General features: G+C 70.2%; 16 protein-coding genes, 1 tRNA gene and 1 pseudogene. 10 read left to right on the top strand and 8 right to left on the bottom strand.

Annotation, left to right across the window (positions count from 1 at the left end):
- A pseudogene (locus JUB13_RS30120) lies at positions 1-203 on the bottom strand (hypothetical protein); the annotation flags it as partial.
- 161 nt (positions 204-364) lie between these two features.
- Between JUB13_RS30120 and gcvA the strand changes: the two are divergent.
- The 3 genes from gcvA (at position 365) to JUB13_RS30135 (ending at position 3,490) form a co-directional block, all read left to right on the top strand.
- Entirely contained in the window at positions 365-1,294 is a 930-nt protein-coding gene (gene gcvA, locus JUB13_RS30125) for a transcriptional regulator GcvA (RefSeq protein WP_207485963.1), read from the top strand.
- A gap of 76 nt (positions 1,295-1,370) precedes the next feature.
- On the top strand, positions 1,371-2,513 hold the full coding sequence (locus JUB13_RS30130; RefSeq protein ID WP_207485964.1) for an ABC transporter permease: 1,143 nt from the start codon (positions 1,371-1,373) through the stop codon (positions 2,511-2,513).
- A gap of 5 nt (positions 2,514-2,518) precedes the next feature.
- Positions 2,519-3,490 carry an ABC transporter permease gene (locus JUB13_RS30135; protein WP_207485965.1) on the top strand — a complete coding sequence of 324 codons (972 nt, stop codon included), beginning with the start codon at positions 2,519-2,521 and terminating at the stop codon, positions 3,488-3,490.
- Here the strand turns inward: JUB13_RS30135 and JUB13_RS30140 are convergent.
- Entirely contained in the window at positions 3,472-3,690 is a 219-nt protein-coding gene (locus tag JUB13_RS30140; RefSeq protein ID WP_207485966.1) for a BBE domain-containing protein, read from the bottom strand. The two genes, JUB13_RS30135 and JUB13_RS30140, sit on opposite strands and share 19 nt — an antisense overlap.
- Positions 3,691-3,818: 128 nt before the next feature.
- Positions 3,819-4,733, bottom strand: coding sequence for a LysR family transcriptional regulator (locus tag JUB13_RS30145; RefSeq protein WP_207485967.1), 915 nt, complete (start codon positions 4,731-4,733; stop codon positions 3,819-3,821).
- Between the two features lie 81 nt (positions 4,734-4,814).
- On the opposite strand from JUB13_RS30145, the gene JUB13_RS30150 reads away from it, so the two are divergent.
- Together JUB13_RS30150 and JUB13_RS30155 are read left to right on the top strand one after the other, a co-directional pair.
- A complete protein-coding gene (locus JUB13_RS30150) occupies positions 4,815-5,702 on the top strand; it encodes an oxidoreductase (RefSeq protein ID WP_207485968.1) in 888 nt (295 codons plus the stop codon).
- A gap of 221 nt (positions 5,703-5,923) precedes the next feature.
- Entirely contained in the window at positions 5,924-6,091 is a 168-nt protein-coding gene (locus tag JUB13_RS30155; RefSeq protein WP_207485969.1) for a hypothetical protein, read from the top strand.
- Positions 6,092-6,146: 55 nt separating this feature from the next.
- On the opposite strand, the gene JUB13_RS30160 is transcribed toward JUB13_RS30155, so the two are convergent.
- Positions 6,147-6,443 (bottom strand): hypothetical protein, encoded by a 297-nt coding sequence (locus tag JUB13_RS30160; protein ID WP_207485970.1) that lies wholly within the window; start codon positions 6,441-6,443, stop codon positions 6,147-6,149.
- Between the two features lie 698 nt (positions 6,444-7,141).
- Here JUB13_RS30160 and JUB13_RS30165 point away from each other — a divergent pair.
- Positions 7,142-8,335, top strand: coding sequence for a glycoside hydrolase family 108 protein (locus tag JUB13_RS30165; RefSeq protein WP_207485971.1), 1,194 nt, complete (start codon positions 7,142-7,144; stop codon positions 8,333-8,335).
- A 60-nt stretch (positions 8,336-8,395) separates the two neighbouring features.
- On the opposite strand, the gene JUB13_RS30170 is transcribed toward JUB13_RS30165, so the two are convergent.
- Both JUB13_RS30170 and JUB13_RS30175 read right to left on the bottom strand, forming a co-directional pair.
- Positions 8,396-8,470 (bottom strand) — tRNA-Val (locus JUB13_RS30170).
- Between the two features lie 98 nt (positions 8,471-8,568).
- Positions 8,569-8,952 (bottom strand): DNA-binding transcriptional response regulator, encoded by a 384-nt coding sequence (locus tag JUB13_RS30175; protein WP_207485972.1) that lies wholly within the window; start codon positions 8,950-8,952, stop codon positions 8,569-8,571.
- A gap of 188 nt (positions 8,953-9,140) precedes the next feature.
- Between JUB13_RS30175 and JUB13_RS30180 the strand changes: the two genes are divergently transcribed.
- The 4 genes from JUB13_RS30180 to JUB13_RS30195 all read left to right on the top strand — a co-directional run bounded on the left by JUB13_RS30180 (position 9,141) and on the right by JUB13_RS30195 (position 13,720).
- Positions 9,141-10,058: an N-formylglutamate amidohydrolase gene (locus JUB13_RS30180; RefSeq protein WP_207485973.1), complete on the top strand. Its 918-nt coding sequence runs from the start codon at positions 9,141-9,143 to the stop codon at positions 10,056-10,058.
- A gap of 439 nt (positions 10,059-10,497) precedes the next feature.
- Entirely contained in the window at positions 10,498-11,265 is a 768-nt protein-coding gene (gene otsB / locus JUB13_RS30185; RefSeq protein WP_207485974.1) for a trehalose-phosphatase, read from the top strand.
- Positions 11,266-11,336: 71 nt separating this feature from the next.
- Positions 11,337-12,752: an alpha,alpha-trehalose-phosphate synthase (UDP-forming) gene (otsA, locus tag JUB13_RS30190; protein WP_207485975.1), complete on the top strand. Its 1,416-nt coding sequence runs from the start codon at positions 11,337-11,339 to the stop codon at positions 12,750-12,752.
- A gap of 14 nt (positions 12,753-12,766) precedes the next feature.
- Positions 12,767-13,720, top strand: a complete 954-nt coding sequence (locus JUB13_RS30195) for a glucokinase (protein ID WP_207485976.1) — start codon at positions 12,767-12,769, stop codon at positions 13,718-13,720.
- A gap of 34 nt (positions 13,721-13,754) precedes the next feature.
- Here the strand turns inward: JUB13_RS30195 and otnC are convergent, their stop codons facing one another.
- Both otnC and otnK read right to left on the bottom strand, forming a co-directional pair.
- Complete coding sequence (otnC, locus tag JUB13_RS30200; protein WP_207485977.1) at positions 13,755-14,390, bottom strand: 3-oxo-tetronate 4-phosphate decarboxylase; 636 nt, start codon at positions 14,388-14,390, stop codon at positions 13,755-13,757.
- Positions 14,387-15,655: a 3-oxo-tetronate kinase gene (gene otnK, locus JUB13_RS30205; protein WP_207485978.1), complete on the bottom strand. Its 1,269-nt coding sequence runs from the start codon at positions 15,653-15,655 to the stop codon at positions 14,387-14,389. Before otnK ends, otnC begins: the two co-directional genes overlap by 4 nt.
- Positions 15,656-15,667 lie beyond the last annotated feature (12 nt).

Consider the following 15,667-nt stretch of genomic DNA (forward strand, 5'->3'; position numbering starts at 1 on the left):
TCGAACTCCGGCTCGGCCACCCCGAGCCGCCCCAGAGCCCGCGGCACCGCCCGCCCCGCATGGTCCGCCAGAAGCAGAACCGGCGCCCGCCCCTCTCCGTGAAACACCACATACGGCGCAGCCTCGTCCGCCCCCAGAAGCGAACCAGCGGCCCATGGCGCCTCGGCGTCCATCACGGGTGCGGTCAGGGGACCGTGCGGCACGGCGGAACTCTCCGGAGCGGGCAGGAAACCGCCCGGGCAGGGGCCGCGAAGGCACGGAAGCACGGGCGCGGAAGGGCTGGCGCGACCGATTATGTCGGCGTTGCCGCCAACGCACAAACGAGCTTATCTTCACGATCATTGAGGAAATCTAAAAGGTCGTCATGGACTGGGCTGGGCTGCCCTCGCTGAACGCCGTCCGCGCCTTTGAGGTGGTGGCCCGACACGGCAGCTTCTCGCGCGCGGCCGAGGAGCTGCACGTGACTCCAGCGGCCGTCAGCCACCAGATCCGCGCGCTGGAGGCGACACTGGGCGTGGCGCTGCTGCGCCGGACAAGCCGCCGGGTCGAGCTGACGGAGGCCGGCCGCGCCTGCTATCCCGCGATCCGCGACGGCTTCGAGCAGCTCCGGGCGGCGCTGAATGAGGTCCGGGCGCCTGCGCAGCGCGCCAGCCTGACGGTGACCTCGGGCCCAGGCTTCGCGTCCAAGATCCTGGCGCCGCGTCTGCATCGCTTCGCCGAGCGCTGCCCCGGCATCGAGACGCGGCTCTCCGCCTCCTGGCCCTATGCCGATCTGGAGGCCGAGGGGATCGACGTGGCGATCCGTTTCGGCATCCCCGAGCGGGTCGAGGCTGCCGGATCCGCCCTGCATGTGGAGCGGCTGGTCGAGGACTCCGTGCTGCCCCTGTGCAGCCCCGAGCTGGTCCGCCGGGCCGGGCTGCATGCGCCTGGGGACCTGCGCCGCGCCCCGCTGATCCACGACGACTCCCTGAAGCTCGTCGATCCCGAAGCGCCGGACTGGCGCCGCTGGGCACGGGAGGCCGGCATCGGCCCCGGCGGCCTGAAGCTCGCCGGCGGCGTGCATTTCAACCACCCAGACAATGCCCTGGAGGCGGCGGCGGATTCGGCCGGCGTCGTCCTGGGGCGGCGCGTCCTGGCCGCGGCCGACATGGCGCGCGGGCGCCTCGTCAGCCCCTTCGGGCCGGAGCTTCCCTCGGGCCTGTGGTTCCATCTCGTCTCCCCGAGGTCCCAGGCCGACCGGCCGGAGGTCTCGACCTTCCGAGACTGGATCCGCGCCGAGCTGGCGGCTGGCTGAGGCGGGACCGCCGCTTGCGCGGCCCCGCGCGGCCATGCCAAGGTCGGCGCATTCCGGAATCTGGCACGGGTGGAGCATGGCGGCGAGCGGCGCGGGCACGGGGGCGGCGCGGTCGGGCAGGTTGCCGGCCTGGACGGACTATGCGCTGCTGCCGGTCCTGAACCTGTTCGCGGCGCTCGTCGTCTCGGGGATCGTGATCCTGCTGATCGGCGAGAACCCGCTCTCGGCCATGGCCGTGCTGGTGGAGGGTGCCTTCGGCTATCCCGAAGCGATCGGCTTCACCCTCTACTACGCGACCAACTTCATCTTCACGGGGCTGGCGGTCGCGGTGGCCTTCCATTGCGGCCTCTTCAACATCGGCGGCGAGGGCCAGGCGATGCTGGGGGGCCTGGGGGTCGCACTGGTGGCGCTGGCGCTGGACGGCTGGCCATGGCCCGCAGCGGCGCTGCTGGGGATCCTCGCCTCGGCGCTGTTCGGCGCCGCCTGGGCCTTCGTGCCGGCGGTGCTGCAGGCCAAGCGCGGCAGCCACATCGTGATCACCACGATCATGTTCAATTTCATCGCGGCCTCGCTGATGACCTGGCTGCTGGTGGACGTGATGCGCCCGGCAGGGCAGCAGTCGCCGGAGACCCGCGGCTTCCCGGAGAGCACCTGGCTGCCCAGCATGCAGGAGGCGCTGGCCACGGTTGGCATCCCGATCCCGGCCTCCCCGCTGAACGTGTCCTTCCTGTGGGCGCTGGCCTGCGGCGTGCTCGTCTATCTCTTCATCTGGCGCACGCGCTGGGGCTACGCGATCCGCACGGTCGGGCAGAACGAGAGGGCCGCGGTCTATGCCGGGATCTCGCCGGCCCGCGCCATCATCCTCGCCATGGCGATCTCGGGCGCGCTGGCGGGCTTCGTCGGCTTCAACGAGGTGCTGGGCGTGCACCACCGGCTGATGCTGGGCTTCACCAACGAGGCCGGCTTCGTGGGCATCGCGGTGGCGCTGATGGGCCGGAACCACCCCTTCGGCATCGTGCTCGCCGCGATCCTGTTCGGCGCGCTGTACCAGGGCGGATCCGAGCTGTCCTTCGAGTTCCCGTCCATCAACCGTGAGATGGTCGTTGTGATCCAGGGCCTGGTGATCCTCTTCGCAGGCGCGCTGGGGAACCTGTTCCGCCCCGCGGTCGCGACGCTCTTCCGCCGCGCGGGACGCCCGGCGCCGGCACCGGCGGAGTGACGGCGATGGAAGGCTTCGACATCCTGATATCGGTGCTGGCCTCGACGCTCCGCGTCGCGACGCCCCTGGTTCTGGCTGCGCTGGCCGGCCTCTTCGCCGAGCGCTCGGGCGTGGTGGACATCGGGCTCGAAGGCAAGATGCTGGCGGGCGCCTTCGCCGCTGCCGCCGCTGCCAGTGTCACCGGATCCCCGGTGATCGGCCTGACCGCGGCGGTGGGGGCCGCGGTGGCGCTCGCCATGGTGCACGCCTATGCCTGCGTGACCCATGCCGGCAACCAGGTGGTCAGCGGCATGGCCATCAACATCCTGGTGGCGGGCTTGGCGCCCACACTCGCCTTCGCCTGGTTCTCCCAAGGCGGCCAGACGCCGCTGCTGGAGCAGGGCAGCCGCTTCGGGCCCATCGCCCTGCCCTTCGCGCGCAGCCTGGACGGTGTCCCCGTACTGGGGCCGCTCTATGGCGGGATCGTCAGCGGCCATAATGTGATCGTTTACGCGACGGCCCTGCTGGTGCCGCTTTCCGCCTGGGTGCTCTACCGCACGCGATTCGGCCTGCGTCTGCGGGCCGTCGGCGAGAGCCCGGCGGCGGTGGACACGGCGGGGATCGACGTGGCCGCCATGCGATACCGCGCCATGGTGATCTGCGGCGTGCTGACCGGCGTCGCCGGCGCGTATCTCTCGACCGCGCAGGGCGGCGGCTTCGTGCGCAACATGACGGCAGGCTCCGGCTACCTGGCTCTGGCGGCCCTCATCTTCGGCAAGTGGCGGCCGGTCCCCACGCTTTTCGCCTGCCTGCTCTTCGCCTTCACCGACGCGATCCAGGTGCGCCTCCAGGGCGTGGCGCTGCCCGGCCTCGGCACGATCCCCGTGCAGTTCATCCAGATGCTGCCCTATGCGCTGACCGTCTTCCTGCTGGCCGGCTTCGTGGGCCGCGCCATCCCGCCGAAGGCGAGCGGCATCCCCTACGTCAAGGAGCGGTAGGGAAGCGGGATGGCCGAGGAGACGACGCCGTCGGGATCGTAGCGCCGCTTGGCCTCGACCAGCCGGCCGGCATTGTCGCTGAAGGCGATCGCGGCGCGGTCCGCGTCGCCCGGGCACAGGAGATCGGTGTGGGCGCCAGGGAGCGCGACCGCCTCGAACGCCCGGAGCGCGGAACAGGCGCAATGACGCTGCCCTCCCATAGGGATCGGCTCGCCCAGTCGTGCCGCCCGCCGCGAACCGACAGCGGAAGACCGCAGTCGCGTGCGGCGCGCACCGCGGCCCGGGCCGGGCCGTTCCGCCGGCGCCCGCGCTGCCGAGGCGCGATGCGTCAGCGTCCGCGCTCCTCAGCCACGAGGTCCACGAAGGCCCGCAGGGGCGCCGGCATCAAGCGGCGCGCGAAATAGAGGCGCGGACCGTCGTAGCGCGGCCACCAGTCCTGGAGGACCGGCACGAGCGCCCCGCTCGCGTAATGGGGATCGAGCCAGTTCCGGAACATGTAGATGATGCCCCGGCCTGACAGGGCGAGGCTGATGGCGGCCAGGGCCCCGCCAGTGCTGACGGTCAGCCGGGCCGGCGGATCGACGGTCAGCTCCTCGCCTTCGCGCTCGAATTCCCAGGGGGCCAGCGCAGCCCCGGCGATCCTCGTCCGGATGCAGCCGTGGTCCAGAAGCTCGCGCGGATGGGTGGGGAGGCCATGGCGCGCGAGATAGGACGGGCAAGCCCCGAGGGCGGCCTGCTGATGGCGCGGCCCTATGGGGATGGCGATCACGTCCTGCTCCAGATGCTCGCCATAGCGGATGCCGGCATCGCAGTCGGCCGCCGTTATGTCCACCAGCCGCTCCTCGACCACGATCTCGACCCGCACGTCGGGATGGGCCGCCATGTATCGGTCAATCAGGGGCGGCAGGATGTCCACCATGACTGCGCCGGGAACGTTCAGCTTCAGGCGGCCGCGCACCCCGTCCCGCGAGCTTGCGGCCTCGTCCAGCGCCGCGCGCGCTTCCGAGACCAGCGGGGCCAGGCGCTCCGCCAGGAGACGGCCGGCTTCGGTCAGCATGACGCTGCGGGTCGTCCGGTTGAAGAGCGATACGCCGAGCCGGGTTTCCAGCCGCGTGATCGTCTCGCTGACGGTGGAGGCCGATACGCCGAGTTGCCGCGCCGCGGTTCGGAAGCCGCCGGCATCCGAAACCGCAAGGAACACCCGGAGGTCGTCGAGGGAGGAAAGGGCGTCATTGTTCGGCATGGCGAACAGGTTGCTCGTCCCATCGCAGATTATCAATGCCGAAGCGAACAGACATCTTGGGCGGGCAAGAAGGAGTTCACCATGACCGATACGACCATCACCGCCGCGGCCGCCGGCCGCTTCACCTTTCCCGGGACCTCGATCTCGGTGAACCGCATGGGCTACGGCGCCATGCAGCTCGCCGGCCCCCATGTGTTCGGCGAGCCCAAGGATCCGGACGAGGCCAGGGCCGTCCTGACCGAGGCGCTCGCGCTCGGCATCGACCACATCGACACCAGTGACTACTACGGCCCCCATGTCACGAACCGCCTGATCCGCGAGGCGCTGTTTCCCTATCCCGAAGCCCTGACGCTCGTGACCAAGATTGGGGCATGGCGCGACGAGAAGGGCGACTGGATCCTCGAGCGCAGCCCCGACTTCCTGCGCAGGTCCGTCAAGGAGAATCTTGAACGGCTCGGCCTCCAGCGGCTGGCGATCGTGAACCTGCGCATGGGCGGACCAGAGGACGACATCGCGACGCCCATGCGGGCCATGCGACGGATGCAGGACGAGGGGCTCCTCGCCCATATCGGGATCAGCACGGTCGATGCAAACCAGGTGAGGATCGCCCGGGACATCGCGCCGATCGTTTGCGTGCAGAACCAGTACAACCTCGTGCATCGGACCGACGACGCGCTGATCGACGCCCTGGCGGCGGAGGGGATCGCCTATGTTCCCTACTTCCCGCTCGGCGGCTTCACGCCCCTGCAGGTCGAAGAGCTGAGCAGGATCGCCACCGAGCTGGGGCAGACGCCGCAGGCGGTCGCGCTGGCCTGGCTTCTTCAGCGCAGCCCGAACGTGCTGGTGATACCCGGCACGTCGAAGCGGACGCATCTGCGTGCCAACATCGCCGCGGCCGGGCTGAGACTGGGGCAGGATCATCTCCGCCGGCTCGACGGCCTCGCCCACATGGGCAAGGGGCCCGCATGAGCTAGGAGGCTGCCGCGGCTCCCGCCTGGGACAAGCCCCCGGTGCAAGGCGGCGGCGCTCGGGACCGGTGCGCGCCCGAGCTCCGCCGCCGGCGTCGGGAACGACGCGATCAGGTCCTGCCGATGGGCGGCTTCGCGGTGATCAGGGCGGATGGCGCGAAGACGAATGATCCTCGCCGCGGTTGACCATGATGCACGTCAGGAAAGTCGGGCCACCGGACCATGAACGACAAACTGATCGACTATATCGGCGAGCTTCAGCAGCGGATCGCCGTCCTGCGCGACCGCAAGTTCGAAGAGGGTCCGGAAGAGCGATTGACGTCCGAGGCCGTGGTCGATGCGCTGGAGCTGGTCGTTCGCGAGCTGACCGACCTGCTCGAGGTGCGGTGAGCCTCCGGCCGCGGCTGCGCCCGACGGGGATCGACCGATGCCGCTGCCCGCAGCCTCAGTATGCCGCGATGAGGTTCTGGCGGACCGTCCAGACCAGCGTCCAGCGGCCGTCCTCGCCGAGATACCGGATCCGCGGATAGTATTTCGACGTGTCCACCAGCTCGGCCGGTCGGCCTTGCGGCGTCACGTGGCAGCTCGGTGGAAGCGGGGCGTCGGCGCGCGCCGGGTTGCGCCGGATCTCCTTGAGCACGTGGCGCGTTGCGCACCCCACATAGCCGCCCGTCCGGTAAACCTCGACGCCGGCAGAGCCGGCTTCGTACGGATAGGTCGTGGCCAGCAGGATGCCGGCCACGCAGGATCCACCTGCAAGGTGCTTCAACGCCGTCGACAACATGGCGCAATCAATAGCATCCCCGTGGCCACAGGCCGAGATCTTCACCGAGGTGCCCCCATGGCCGGACCTCTACCGATTTTGAGTAGAGATCTACGTACCTCCGACATGCCGGCGACGCGCCGGTCATCCCGACTTAGCGCCATCCGGCACCTCTCCGCTCCGCCGATGCGATGCCGGAGAAGGTGGTACCACCCCGGAACACCCAACCGGGAATGGCACTGGCTGGAAGGGACGGGCCAAGTGGAGCGCAAGGAGGGGATCGCCCCTTCGAGGCAATCCATTTCATTGCTCAAAAACCTTTATTCACGAAACAAGATTCCGATTCCAACTTGCTCGTCGTGGCACGCAATTCATAACTTAGCAATTAAGCAGCGCAGCGAAGCGCCATAATATTTCTCCGTGCTGCAGCTTGGATCGGGCAAGTCCTGCTGGTGCCGTCGGAACACCGGCATCCGTATCGCGGAAGCGCCTGCCGAGCCGTCTCGAAGGCGCCGGGGCTGGACTTCCGAATGTCGCGTCTCGGACAGCTCCGTGCTCCCCATGCCCTTTCGGGATACGGCAGCGAGACGCCCTGCAGCACTGCGGACAGACGCTGAGCACCCGGCCCAGGGCCGTTCGGAAAGGGAACCGGAAACACAGTGACAGGGAGGTGGATCATGGCATTACCGCTGGTCGCCATCGCGGCATCATTGCTGCCCGATCTCGTGAAGCTGGTCGCCGGGGACCGTGCGGGCGGCGTTGCGAAGGAGGTCGCCGAGGTCGTCACCACCGTGACCGGAACGGCCGACCCGGCCGAAGCGAGGCGCGCGATCGAGGCGGATCCGCAGCTCGCCGCCAACCTGCGCATCCGGCTCGCCGAGATCGCGCTTGCGCAGGAGAAGGTGCAGCGGGACGCGGAAGACCAGAAGCGCCAGGCGGAGCTTGCCGAACTGCGCGCGCAGATGGAGAACACGCGTGACGCGCGGGGCGCCATGCTCTCGCTCGCGCAGTCAGGCAACGACCTCGCCTGGGGCGCGCCGGTGATCTCCATCGTCGTGACCGTCGGCTTCTTCGGCATCCTGTCGCTGATGATCTTCCGGGCGGGCGCCTGGACACAGAACGAAGCGCTGAACGCGCTCCTGAACATCACGATCGGGACGTTGGGCGCAGCCTTTGCCGCCGTCGTGAATTTCTGGATCGGCTCGTCCCAGGGATCGCGCGAGAAGGACCAGACGGTCCGCGAGTTTCAGAGATCCCAGAACATCGGGACGCTCGAGGCCGTGCGCCGCGCGGTGCGCGCGCCGGCATCGGCTGCTCCCGCCCCGAGCCCCGCCCAAGCGAGCCAGGCCGCGGAATTGAAGCAGGACACCTTCGACAAGTGCGTCGAAGTCGTCCTGGCGGCCGAGGGCGGCTATGTCGACGATCCCGACGATCCCGGCGGCGCGACCAACTTCGGCATCACGAAGGCGACTCTGGAGGCCTGGCGCGAGCGCACCGTCACCAAGGCCGAGGTGGAGGCGCTTTCAAGGAACGAGGCCAAGGAGATCTATCGTGCCCGCTACTGGCTGCCGATGCGCTGCAACGACCTGCCTCCAGGAGTTGACCTGATGGTCTTCCACTTCGGCGTGAACGCGGGCCCGTCGCGGTCGGTGAAGCTTCTCCAGCGCGCCGCCGGCGTCACGGAGGACGGCTCCGTCGGGCCGCTGACGCTGAAGGCGATCGCCGAGACCGACTGCAAGGACCTGGTAGACGCGCTCTCGCGGCTGCAGGGCGAATACTATCGGAGCCTCTCCACCTTCCCGAAATTCGGCAAGGGCTGGCTGAACCGGATCGCCGACGCCAGCAGGATGGCACAGGTCATGCTGGCCTAGCAGCGGGGGCGCCGGAAATGGAAAGGCCGGCGATCCTGGAGGATCGCCGGCCTTTCGAACTGGTGGGCGCGACAGGGATTGAACCTGTGACCCCTACGATGTCAACGTAGTGCTCTCCCGCTGAGCTACGCGCCCTCAGGCGGCGGTGGGTTCGTGCCCCCCGCCGTGGGGAGCCGTTCTTTAGCACCGCCCATCGGCGCCATGCAACCCCAATTATGGACGCCGCGTTATGGTCACGCGGCCAGGATCCGGTCGATCTGGCGGGGCAGCTCACGCAGGTGGATCGGCTTGGACGGGATGCGCGCGGCGAAGCCTTCTGCCGGTGCGAAGGGCACCGCGACGAAGCCGGAGATGAACAGCACGCGCAGCTCCAGGGTCTGGCGCAGGGCGAGGGAGGCAAGCGCCGCCGCATCGGGCGCGCCGGGCCGTCCGCTCGGCAGATCCAGGTCGGCGATCAGCAAGTCCCAGCCGAGCGCGCGCGCCGCCGGGTCGCGAAGCACCGCCAGCACCTCGGCCCCGTCGGCGACCCCCTCGGCCACGTGCCCTGCCCGCCGCAGCCTTGCGCATAGCGCGCGCCTCAGCGCCTCGTCGCCACCTGCCACCAGGATTCGCGCCATCCCCCCTCCTCGCCCTTGCCGGGTTCTCTCGCCCGCATGGTGCGCGCGGACGACCACGATTCCGACACGCCGGCATGGGGAAGGTCACGCCCTACCGACGGCCTACCCCAAGCCAGCTATCCTGAAGGGGGATGCCTTCCTTGCCGGGGCTGACACCCGCGCGGCAGCCCGGTAGTTACAGACGCAGCATGGACCGCGACATCCCAGACCTGCCGGGCCCCGGCTCCGGACCCGGCGTCATCGAGAGCGGCGCAGGCGGCGCCTTCGAGATCCTCCGCCCCGCCGAGCACAGCCTGCCGCTGGTCCTCGCCTCGCCGCACAGTGGCACCGACTATCCGCCCGAGTTCGTCGCCGCGGCACGGCTCGACGGAAGGGCCCTGCGCAAGTCCGAGGACAGCTTCGTCGACGAGATCTTCGCGGACGCCGCGGCGCGCGGCGCGCCGATGATCCGGGCGCGCTTCCCGCGCGCCTTCCTGGATGCCAACCGCGAGGCCTTCGAGCTCGACCCCGACATGTTCCACGACATGCTCCCGGCCTATGTGAACACGCGCAGCCCGCGCGTGGCGGCCGGGCTCGGCACCATCGCCCGGGTGGTCGCCACGGGCGAGGAGATCTACCGCGGGAAGCTGCGCTTCGCCGAGGCGCTGGCGCGCGTGAACCGGCTCTATCACCCCTACCATGCCGCGCTGCGCGCGCTGCTGGACGATACGCGGGAGCGCTTCGGCCGCTGCCTGCTGGTGGATTGCCATTCCATGCCGTCGTCGGGCGCGCCAGCCCTCGGCGACGGGCGCGCCGGCCGCGTCGATTTCGTGCTCGGCGACTGCTACGGCAGTTCCTGCGCCCCGGAGGTCACCGAGGCGGCCGAGCGGCACCTGACCGGGCTCGGCTATCGCGTCAGCCGCAACGCGCCCTATGCCGGCGGCTTCACCACGCGCCACTACGGCCGGCCCCGGACGGGTTCGCACGCTCTGCAGATCGAGATCAACCGCGCCCTGTACATGGACGAGGCGCGCCTTGCGCGGAAGCCGTACCTGACGATCCTCGCGAGTCACATGGCCGAACTCGTCGAGCGCCTGGGGCACCTGCCCTACGAGAACGAGGGCTGATCCTCCGGAGGGCCTCAACCCGGCCCGAATGGCATCCGAGCCCGCCTGACCCAAAGAAAAAGGGCCGCGGCGAACCGCGGCCCGAGTCTAGGGAGGAAACGCCCAAGAAGTGCGTTACGCCATCTGCCTGGTCTCGGACCGGACCGATGTCGCACTGCAAAATATGCCCGTGCCCCCCGGCGGGATCAAGCGGCGGTTTCATAAAATACCGTCAAATCAATATCTTGTTGGCCCAGCAAAGTGATCGTTCCGTTGTCAGCACGCCAATGCCTTGTGCAATGCGGCATCGTTCCGGATCAGGCGAGCAAGAATTATTCCAGATCGGCGGCGGCATTGTACAGAGTATGCACAGTTCCATGCGCCGGCCGCATACCTGTATTGCCGTTGCGCCCGAGGCCTGACCCGGGGTGTTCCCCTCCCGACTGAACAATGGAAGCCGATGCCGCAGCACATTGACGACCTGCTCCTCGATGAGGCTCCGGGATGGGCTCTTTTCCTGGATTTCGACGGCACGCTGGTCGATCTCGCCCCCCGGCCGGACGCGATCACCGTGCCGGAAGGCCTGCCCATCCTGCTGACGCAGCTCCGCGACCTGCTGGGCGGCGCCCTCGCGGTGGTCAGCGGGCGCCCGATCGCCGAGCTCGACCGGTTCCTGTCTCCCGCGCAGCTCGCGGCCGCAGGGCAGCACGGGCTCGAGCGGCGCGACGCGGATGGCCGGCACCGGGTGGCCCCGGTCGACCAGCGCGCCCTGGCGGCCATCGCCGCATCCATGGACGGCCTCGCTGCCCGCCACCCCGGCGTCCGCGTCGAACGCAAGTCGCTGTCGGTCGCCCTGCATTACCGAGAGGCGCCGGCCGCCACCGAGGCGGCCCGCCAGCTTGCCGAGGAACTCGGACGCGCGCATGCCTCGGCCTTCCAGGTGCAGGCCGGCAAAATGGTCTTCGAGCTGAAACCCCGCGGCGCCGACAAGGGGGCCGCCGTGGCGGCCTTCATGGCGGAGTCCCCCTTCGCGGGGCGCAGACCCGTCTTCGCCGGCGACGACCTCACCGACGAGTACGGCTTCGCCGCCGCCACCGCGGCAGCCGGGATCGCCATCCAGGTCGGCCGGCGCGAGCCGAACGGGGCGGGCTGGAACGCTCAGGACCCCCAGGCCTTCCGCGGCTGGCTCGAAAAGCTGGCGCGCCACATCGGCTCGACGGCATCCTGAGGCCGCCGGATCCGTTGAAGGAATGCCGTCGCCGTCACGGTCGTGCGGCCAAGAATACCGGAGGAACGAACATGGCGCGTCTGGTCGTGGTGTCGAACCGCGTCGCCCCCATCGAGGAGGGCAAGCAGCAGGCTGGCGGTCTCGCCGTCGCGGTAATGGCGGCGCTGAAAAAGACCGGCGGGGTCTGGTTCGGCTGGAGCGGCGAGACCGTCGACGCCGACAGCGGAGAGCTCACCATCGCCCGGGCCGGAGCCATCACGCGCGCCACTATCGATCTGAGCAGGCGCGACTACGACGAGTACTACAACGGCTTCGCCAACTCGGTCCTCTGGCCGCTCTTCCACTATCGTATCGGCCTGCTCAGCTTCAGCCGCCGGACCTGGGAAGGGTATCTGCGGGTGAACGCCCTCTTCGCCGAGAAGCTGGCGCCGCTGCTGCGCGGCAGCGACATGGTGTGGGTCCACGACTACCACCTGATTCCCGTGGGCGAGCGGCTGCGCGAACGCGGCCTCGAGAACCCCATGGGCTTCTTCCTGCACACACCCTGGCCGGCGCCCGAAGTGCTGATCGCCGTGCCGACCCATGCCGCGCTGGTGAAGGCGATGTGCGCCTACGACGTCGTGGGCTTCCACACGGAATCCGACCTGCACAGCTTCGCCAACTACATCAGGGACGAGACCGGGGGCACGGTCGAGCATCTCGGCGAGGAGGGTATGCGGATCCGCGCCTACGGCCGGACGGTGCTCGCTCGGGCCTTCCCGATCTCCATCGACACCGGGGCCATGACGGCCGTCGCCCAGCAGGCCGGCCGCACGGTCGCGGCGCGGCGCCTGCGTGAAAGCCTGGTCGGGCGCGACCTGATCATCGGTGTCGACCGGCTGGACTATTCGAAGGGCCTGCCGCAGCGCTTCGAGGCCTTCCAGTGCCTGCTCGACAACTATCCCGAGCTCCGCGGCAAGGTCTCCTTCATGCAGATCGCGCCCCCCTCGCGCTCGGACGTACCGGAATACGCCGCCATTCGCCGCGAGCTGGAGGCCGCCGCAGGGCACATCAACGGCCGCTTCGCCGATTTCGACTGGGTGCCGCTGCGTTACCTGAACAAGAGCTTCTCGCAGAAGGCGCTGGCAGGCTTCTTCCGGACCGCCCGCATCGGACTGGTGACGCCGCTGCGCGACGGCATGAATCTCGTCGCCAAGGAATACGTCGCCTGCCAGGATCCCGACGATCCCGGCGTCCTGGTGCTCTCGCGCTTCGCGGGCGCGGCGGCCGAGATGCGGGAGGCGCTGATCGTGAACCCCTTCGATGCCGAGGGCGTCGCCGACGCCATCCAGCGCGGTCTTACCATGCGTCTGGAGGAGCGGCGCGAGCGCCATGCGGCGCTGATGGCACATCTGCGACGCTGGGATATCGTACGCTGGCGCGAAGAGTTCGTGGCGGCCCTGGCCTCGGTGCCGACCGCCGCCGAGCGCCGCCGCAACATCGCCTGATCCGGAGCAGACCCTTGACCGCGCGGCCGTCAGCCCTCGTCGCCGACATCGGCGCCACCAATGCCCGCTTCGGCCTGTTGGATGCCGGCGGCACGCTGGCCCACAGTGAGATCCTGAGCTGTGCGGCGTTCCCGACCCTCGATGAGGCGGCCCGAGCCTATCTCGCGCGGGCCGCGGACCGGCCCCGCCGGGCCGCCTTCGCGGTGGCGGGCCCGGTCACGGGCGACCGGATCGCCATGACCAACCACCCCTGGTCCTTCTCGGTGGCCGAGACGCGGGCGGCGCTCGACCTCGACCGGCTGGAGGTCGTGAACGACTTCACCGCGGTCGCGCTCTCTGTGCCGCTGCTCGGCACCGAGCACCGCGCGCAGATCGGCGGGGGCGCGCCCGTCGCGGGCTCGGCCATCGGCGTGATCGGCCCCGGATCCGGGCTGGGCGTCTCGGGTCTCGTGCCGGTGCCCGGGGGCGGTTGGCGCGCCCTGTCCGGCGAGGGCGGGCACGTGACCATGGCCGCCGTCAACGACCGGGAGTCGGCGATCCTGACCGAGCTGCGCCGCGACTTCGATCACGTCTCGGCCGAGCGTGTCTGCTCGGGAATGGGCATCCCCGCGCTCTACGCCGCGATCCAGCGCATACGCGGGGCGGTGCCCGAGCCGCTGGCCGCGCCCGAGATCACCAGCCGCGGCCTGGCATCGCGCGACGAGGCCTGCGCCGAGGCGCTCGAGACCTTCTGCGCAATGCTGGGGACCACCGCGGGGAACCTGGCGCTGACCCTGGGCGCACGGGGCGGCATCTACATCGCCGGCGGCATCGTGCCACGGTTCCTGGACTTCTTCGGCCGCTCCGCCTTCCGCGCGCGGTTCGAGCAGAAGGGACGCATGAGGGCGTTCCTGGCGCCGATCCCGACCTATGTCGTGACCCACCCGCTGCCCGCCTTCCTGGGCCTGCGCGCGGTGCTGGAAAGCTGAGGACCGAAGGCCGGAGGGCCGGCGCCACGGTGGGCTACCGCAGCCGGAACATCGCCTCCAGCTCCGCCACGCGCTCCGCGGACAGCGGCCGCACGTCCATGGACCGGGTCAGCAGAACGATCTTCGCGGTCTCCTCCAGCTCCTCGGCGGCGAAGACCGCGTTCTCGAAGGAGGTCCCGGCCACCACGGGGCCGTGATTGCTCAGCAGCATGGCCGCATGGCGCGGCGCGCGCGCGAGCACGTGCGGCACCACCTCGGCCGATCCCGGATGGGTGTAGGGAACGAGCGGCACGCGGCCGACGCGCATCACGACGTAGGGCGTCACCGGCGGCACCGCATCCTCGGGGTCGAGGTCGGACAGGCAGGACAGCGCGGTCGCGAAGGTGGAATGCAGGTGCACCACCCCGCCGCAGCTCGGCCGCGCCGCATAGAAGGCCATGTGCAGCGGCAGCTCCTTCGTGGGCGGATCCCCGTCAAGGTGCCGGCCATCGGGATCGAGCCGGGACAGGCGTCCGGGTTCGAGGAAGCCGAGGCAGGAGTTCGTGGGCGTCACCAGGAACCCGTCGGCGATGCGGGCGCTCAGGTTGCCCGAGGAGCCCGGGGACAGGTTACGCTCGAACAGCGACCGGCCCCAGCGGCACATCGCCTCGCGAAGCTCGGTTTCGGTCATGATCCGTCTCCCGTTTCGCCGAGCTGGCGGACGGCCCGCGCGAAGAAGTCGGCGGCGCCGAAGTTCCCGGATTTCAGCGTCAATGCGAGGCGAGGCGCACCGATCGTCTCGAGCGCCGGCACGCCGGGGTCGATCTCGGGCCCGATGCGCAGCGCGGCCGGGCGCAGCGCCGCGACCACCGCACCGGACGTCTCGCCCCCGGCGACGACGAGGCGCGTCCATCCCGCCTGGACGAGGCCACGCGCAAGCCCGCCGAAGAAATCCTCCAGCGCGGCCGACACCGCCTCGCGCCCGTGGCGCCGCTGGCGCGCGGAGACGGCGTCGGGCTCCTCGGACGAGGAGACCAGCGGCACCGCGTCGCGCATTTTCTCCAGCGCGGCAAGGGCCCGCTCCACCGTCATGCGCCCCTCGACCACCTCGGCCGCATCGACCCGCAGCACGGGATGATCGGCGGAAAACGCCGCGACCTGCCCGCGGGTCGCGGTCGAGCAGCTGCCGGCCAGCACGACGGCGGGCCCCGGCACGGCGACGGCGTCGGGAGCCGCGGGCTCGATGGCTCCTTCGCGGATGAGGTTCCCCGGCAGGCCGAGCGCCACGCCGGACCCGCCGACCAGCAGCGGCGCCGCGGCGCAGGCATTGCCGATCGCGATAAGATCCGCATCCGAGACGGCGTCGACCACGCAGAGGTCGCGCCCTTCCCCGCCCTGCCCGGCAAGGGCGCCGGCGATCGCGGCGGCTCCCGCCGCGACCGTGTCCAGCGCCACCAGCCCGACATCGCCCCGGGTCTGGCGGCGCAGCCACCGGCGGATGTCCGGATCGGTCATGGGCGTGAGCGGGTGACGCTCCATGCCGGATTCGCTGAGCAGGCGGTCGCCCACGAATAGGTGGCCCATGAAGACGCGGCGACCCGCCCCCGGAAAAGCCGGGCAGACGGCCACGCCGCGGGCATCCAGCGCGGTGGCCAGCGCCTCGGCCACGGGGCCGATGTTGCCGGCGGGCGTCGAATCGAATGTGGAGCAGACCTTGAAGACGATCTGCCGGCAGCCCTGGGCGCGCAGCCAGGCCAGCGCCGCGAGCGACTGGCGCACGGCCTCGGCCGAATCGATCGACCGGGTCTTCAGGGCGACGACCCCGGCGTCGCACGCGGCCGCGCCCGGGCCGGTGGGCACCCCGTTGAAGAGCAGCGTGCGCATCCCGCCCTTCGCCAGCGTGTTCGCGATATCGCTGGCCCCGGTGAAGTCGTCGGCAATGCAGCCCAGCAGCATGGCGGTTCCTCG

The organism is Arenibaculum pallidiluteum, from assembly GCF_017355985.1.
Classification (GTDB): Bacteria; Pseudomonadota; Alphaproteobacteria; order Azospirillales; family Azospirillaceae; genus Arenibaculum; species Arenibaculum pallidiluteum.

Coding starts and splice junctions, on each gene's coding strand:
- JUB13_RS30140 (WP_207485966.1), bottom strand. CDS start 3,690: ATGGGAGGGCAGCGTCATTGCGCCTGTTCCGCGCTCCGGGCGTTCGAG.
- JUB13_RS30150 (WP_207485968.1), top strand. CDS start 4,815: ATGACCGATACGACCATCACCGCCGCGGCCGCCGGCCGCTTCACCTTT.
- otnK (WP_207485978.1), bottom strand. CDS start 15,655: ATGCTGCTGGGCTGCATTGCCGACGACTTCACCGGGGCCAGCGATATC.
- JUB13_RS30155 (WP_207485969.1), top strand. CDS start 5,924: ATGAACGACAAACTGATCGACTATATCGGCGAGCTTCAGCAGCGGATC.
- JUB13_RS30135 (WP_207485965.1), top strand. CDS start 2,519: ATGGAAGGCTTCGACATCCTGATATCGGTGCTGGCCTCGACGCTCCGC.
- otsB (WP_207485974.1), top strand. CDS start 10,498: ATGCCGCAGCACATTGACGACCTGCTCCTCGATGAGGCTCCGGGATGG.
- otnC (WP_207485977.1), bottom strand. CDS start 14,390: ATGACCGAAACCGAGCTTCGCGAGGCGATGTGCCGCTGGGGCCGGTCG.
- JUB13_RS30175 (WP_207485972.1), bottom strand. CDS start 8,952: ATGGCGCGAATCCTGGTGGCAGGTGGCGACGAGGCGCTGAGGCGCGCG.
- gcvA (WP_207485963.1), top strand. CDS start 365: ATGGACTGGGCTGGGCTGCCCTCGCTGAACGCCGTCCGCGCCTTTGAG.
- JUB13_RS30145 (WP_207485967.1), bottom strand. CDS start 4,733: ATGCCGAACAATGACGCCCTTTCCTCCCTCGACGACCTCCGGGTGTTC.
- JUB13_RS30165 (WP_207485971.1), top strand. CDS start 7,142: ATGGCATTACCGCTGGTCGCCATCGCGGCATCATTGCTGCCCGATCTC.
- JUB13_RS30130 (WP_207485964.1), top strand. CDS start 1,371: ATGGCGGCGAGCGGCGCGGGCACGGGGGCGGCGCGGTCGGGCAGGTTG.
- JUB13_RS30180 (WP_207485973.1), top strand. CDS start 9,141: ATGGACCGCGACATCCCAGACCTGCCGGGCCCCGGCTCCGGACCCGGC.
- otsA (WP_207485975.1), top strand. CDS start 11,337: ATGGCGCGTCTGGTCGTGGTGTCGAACCGCGTCGCCCCCATCGAGGAG.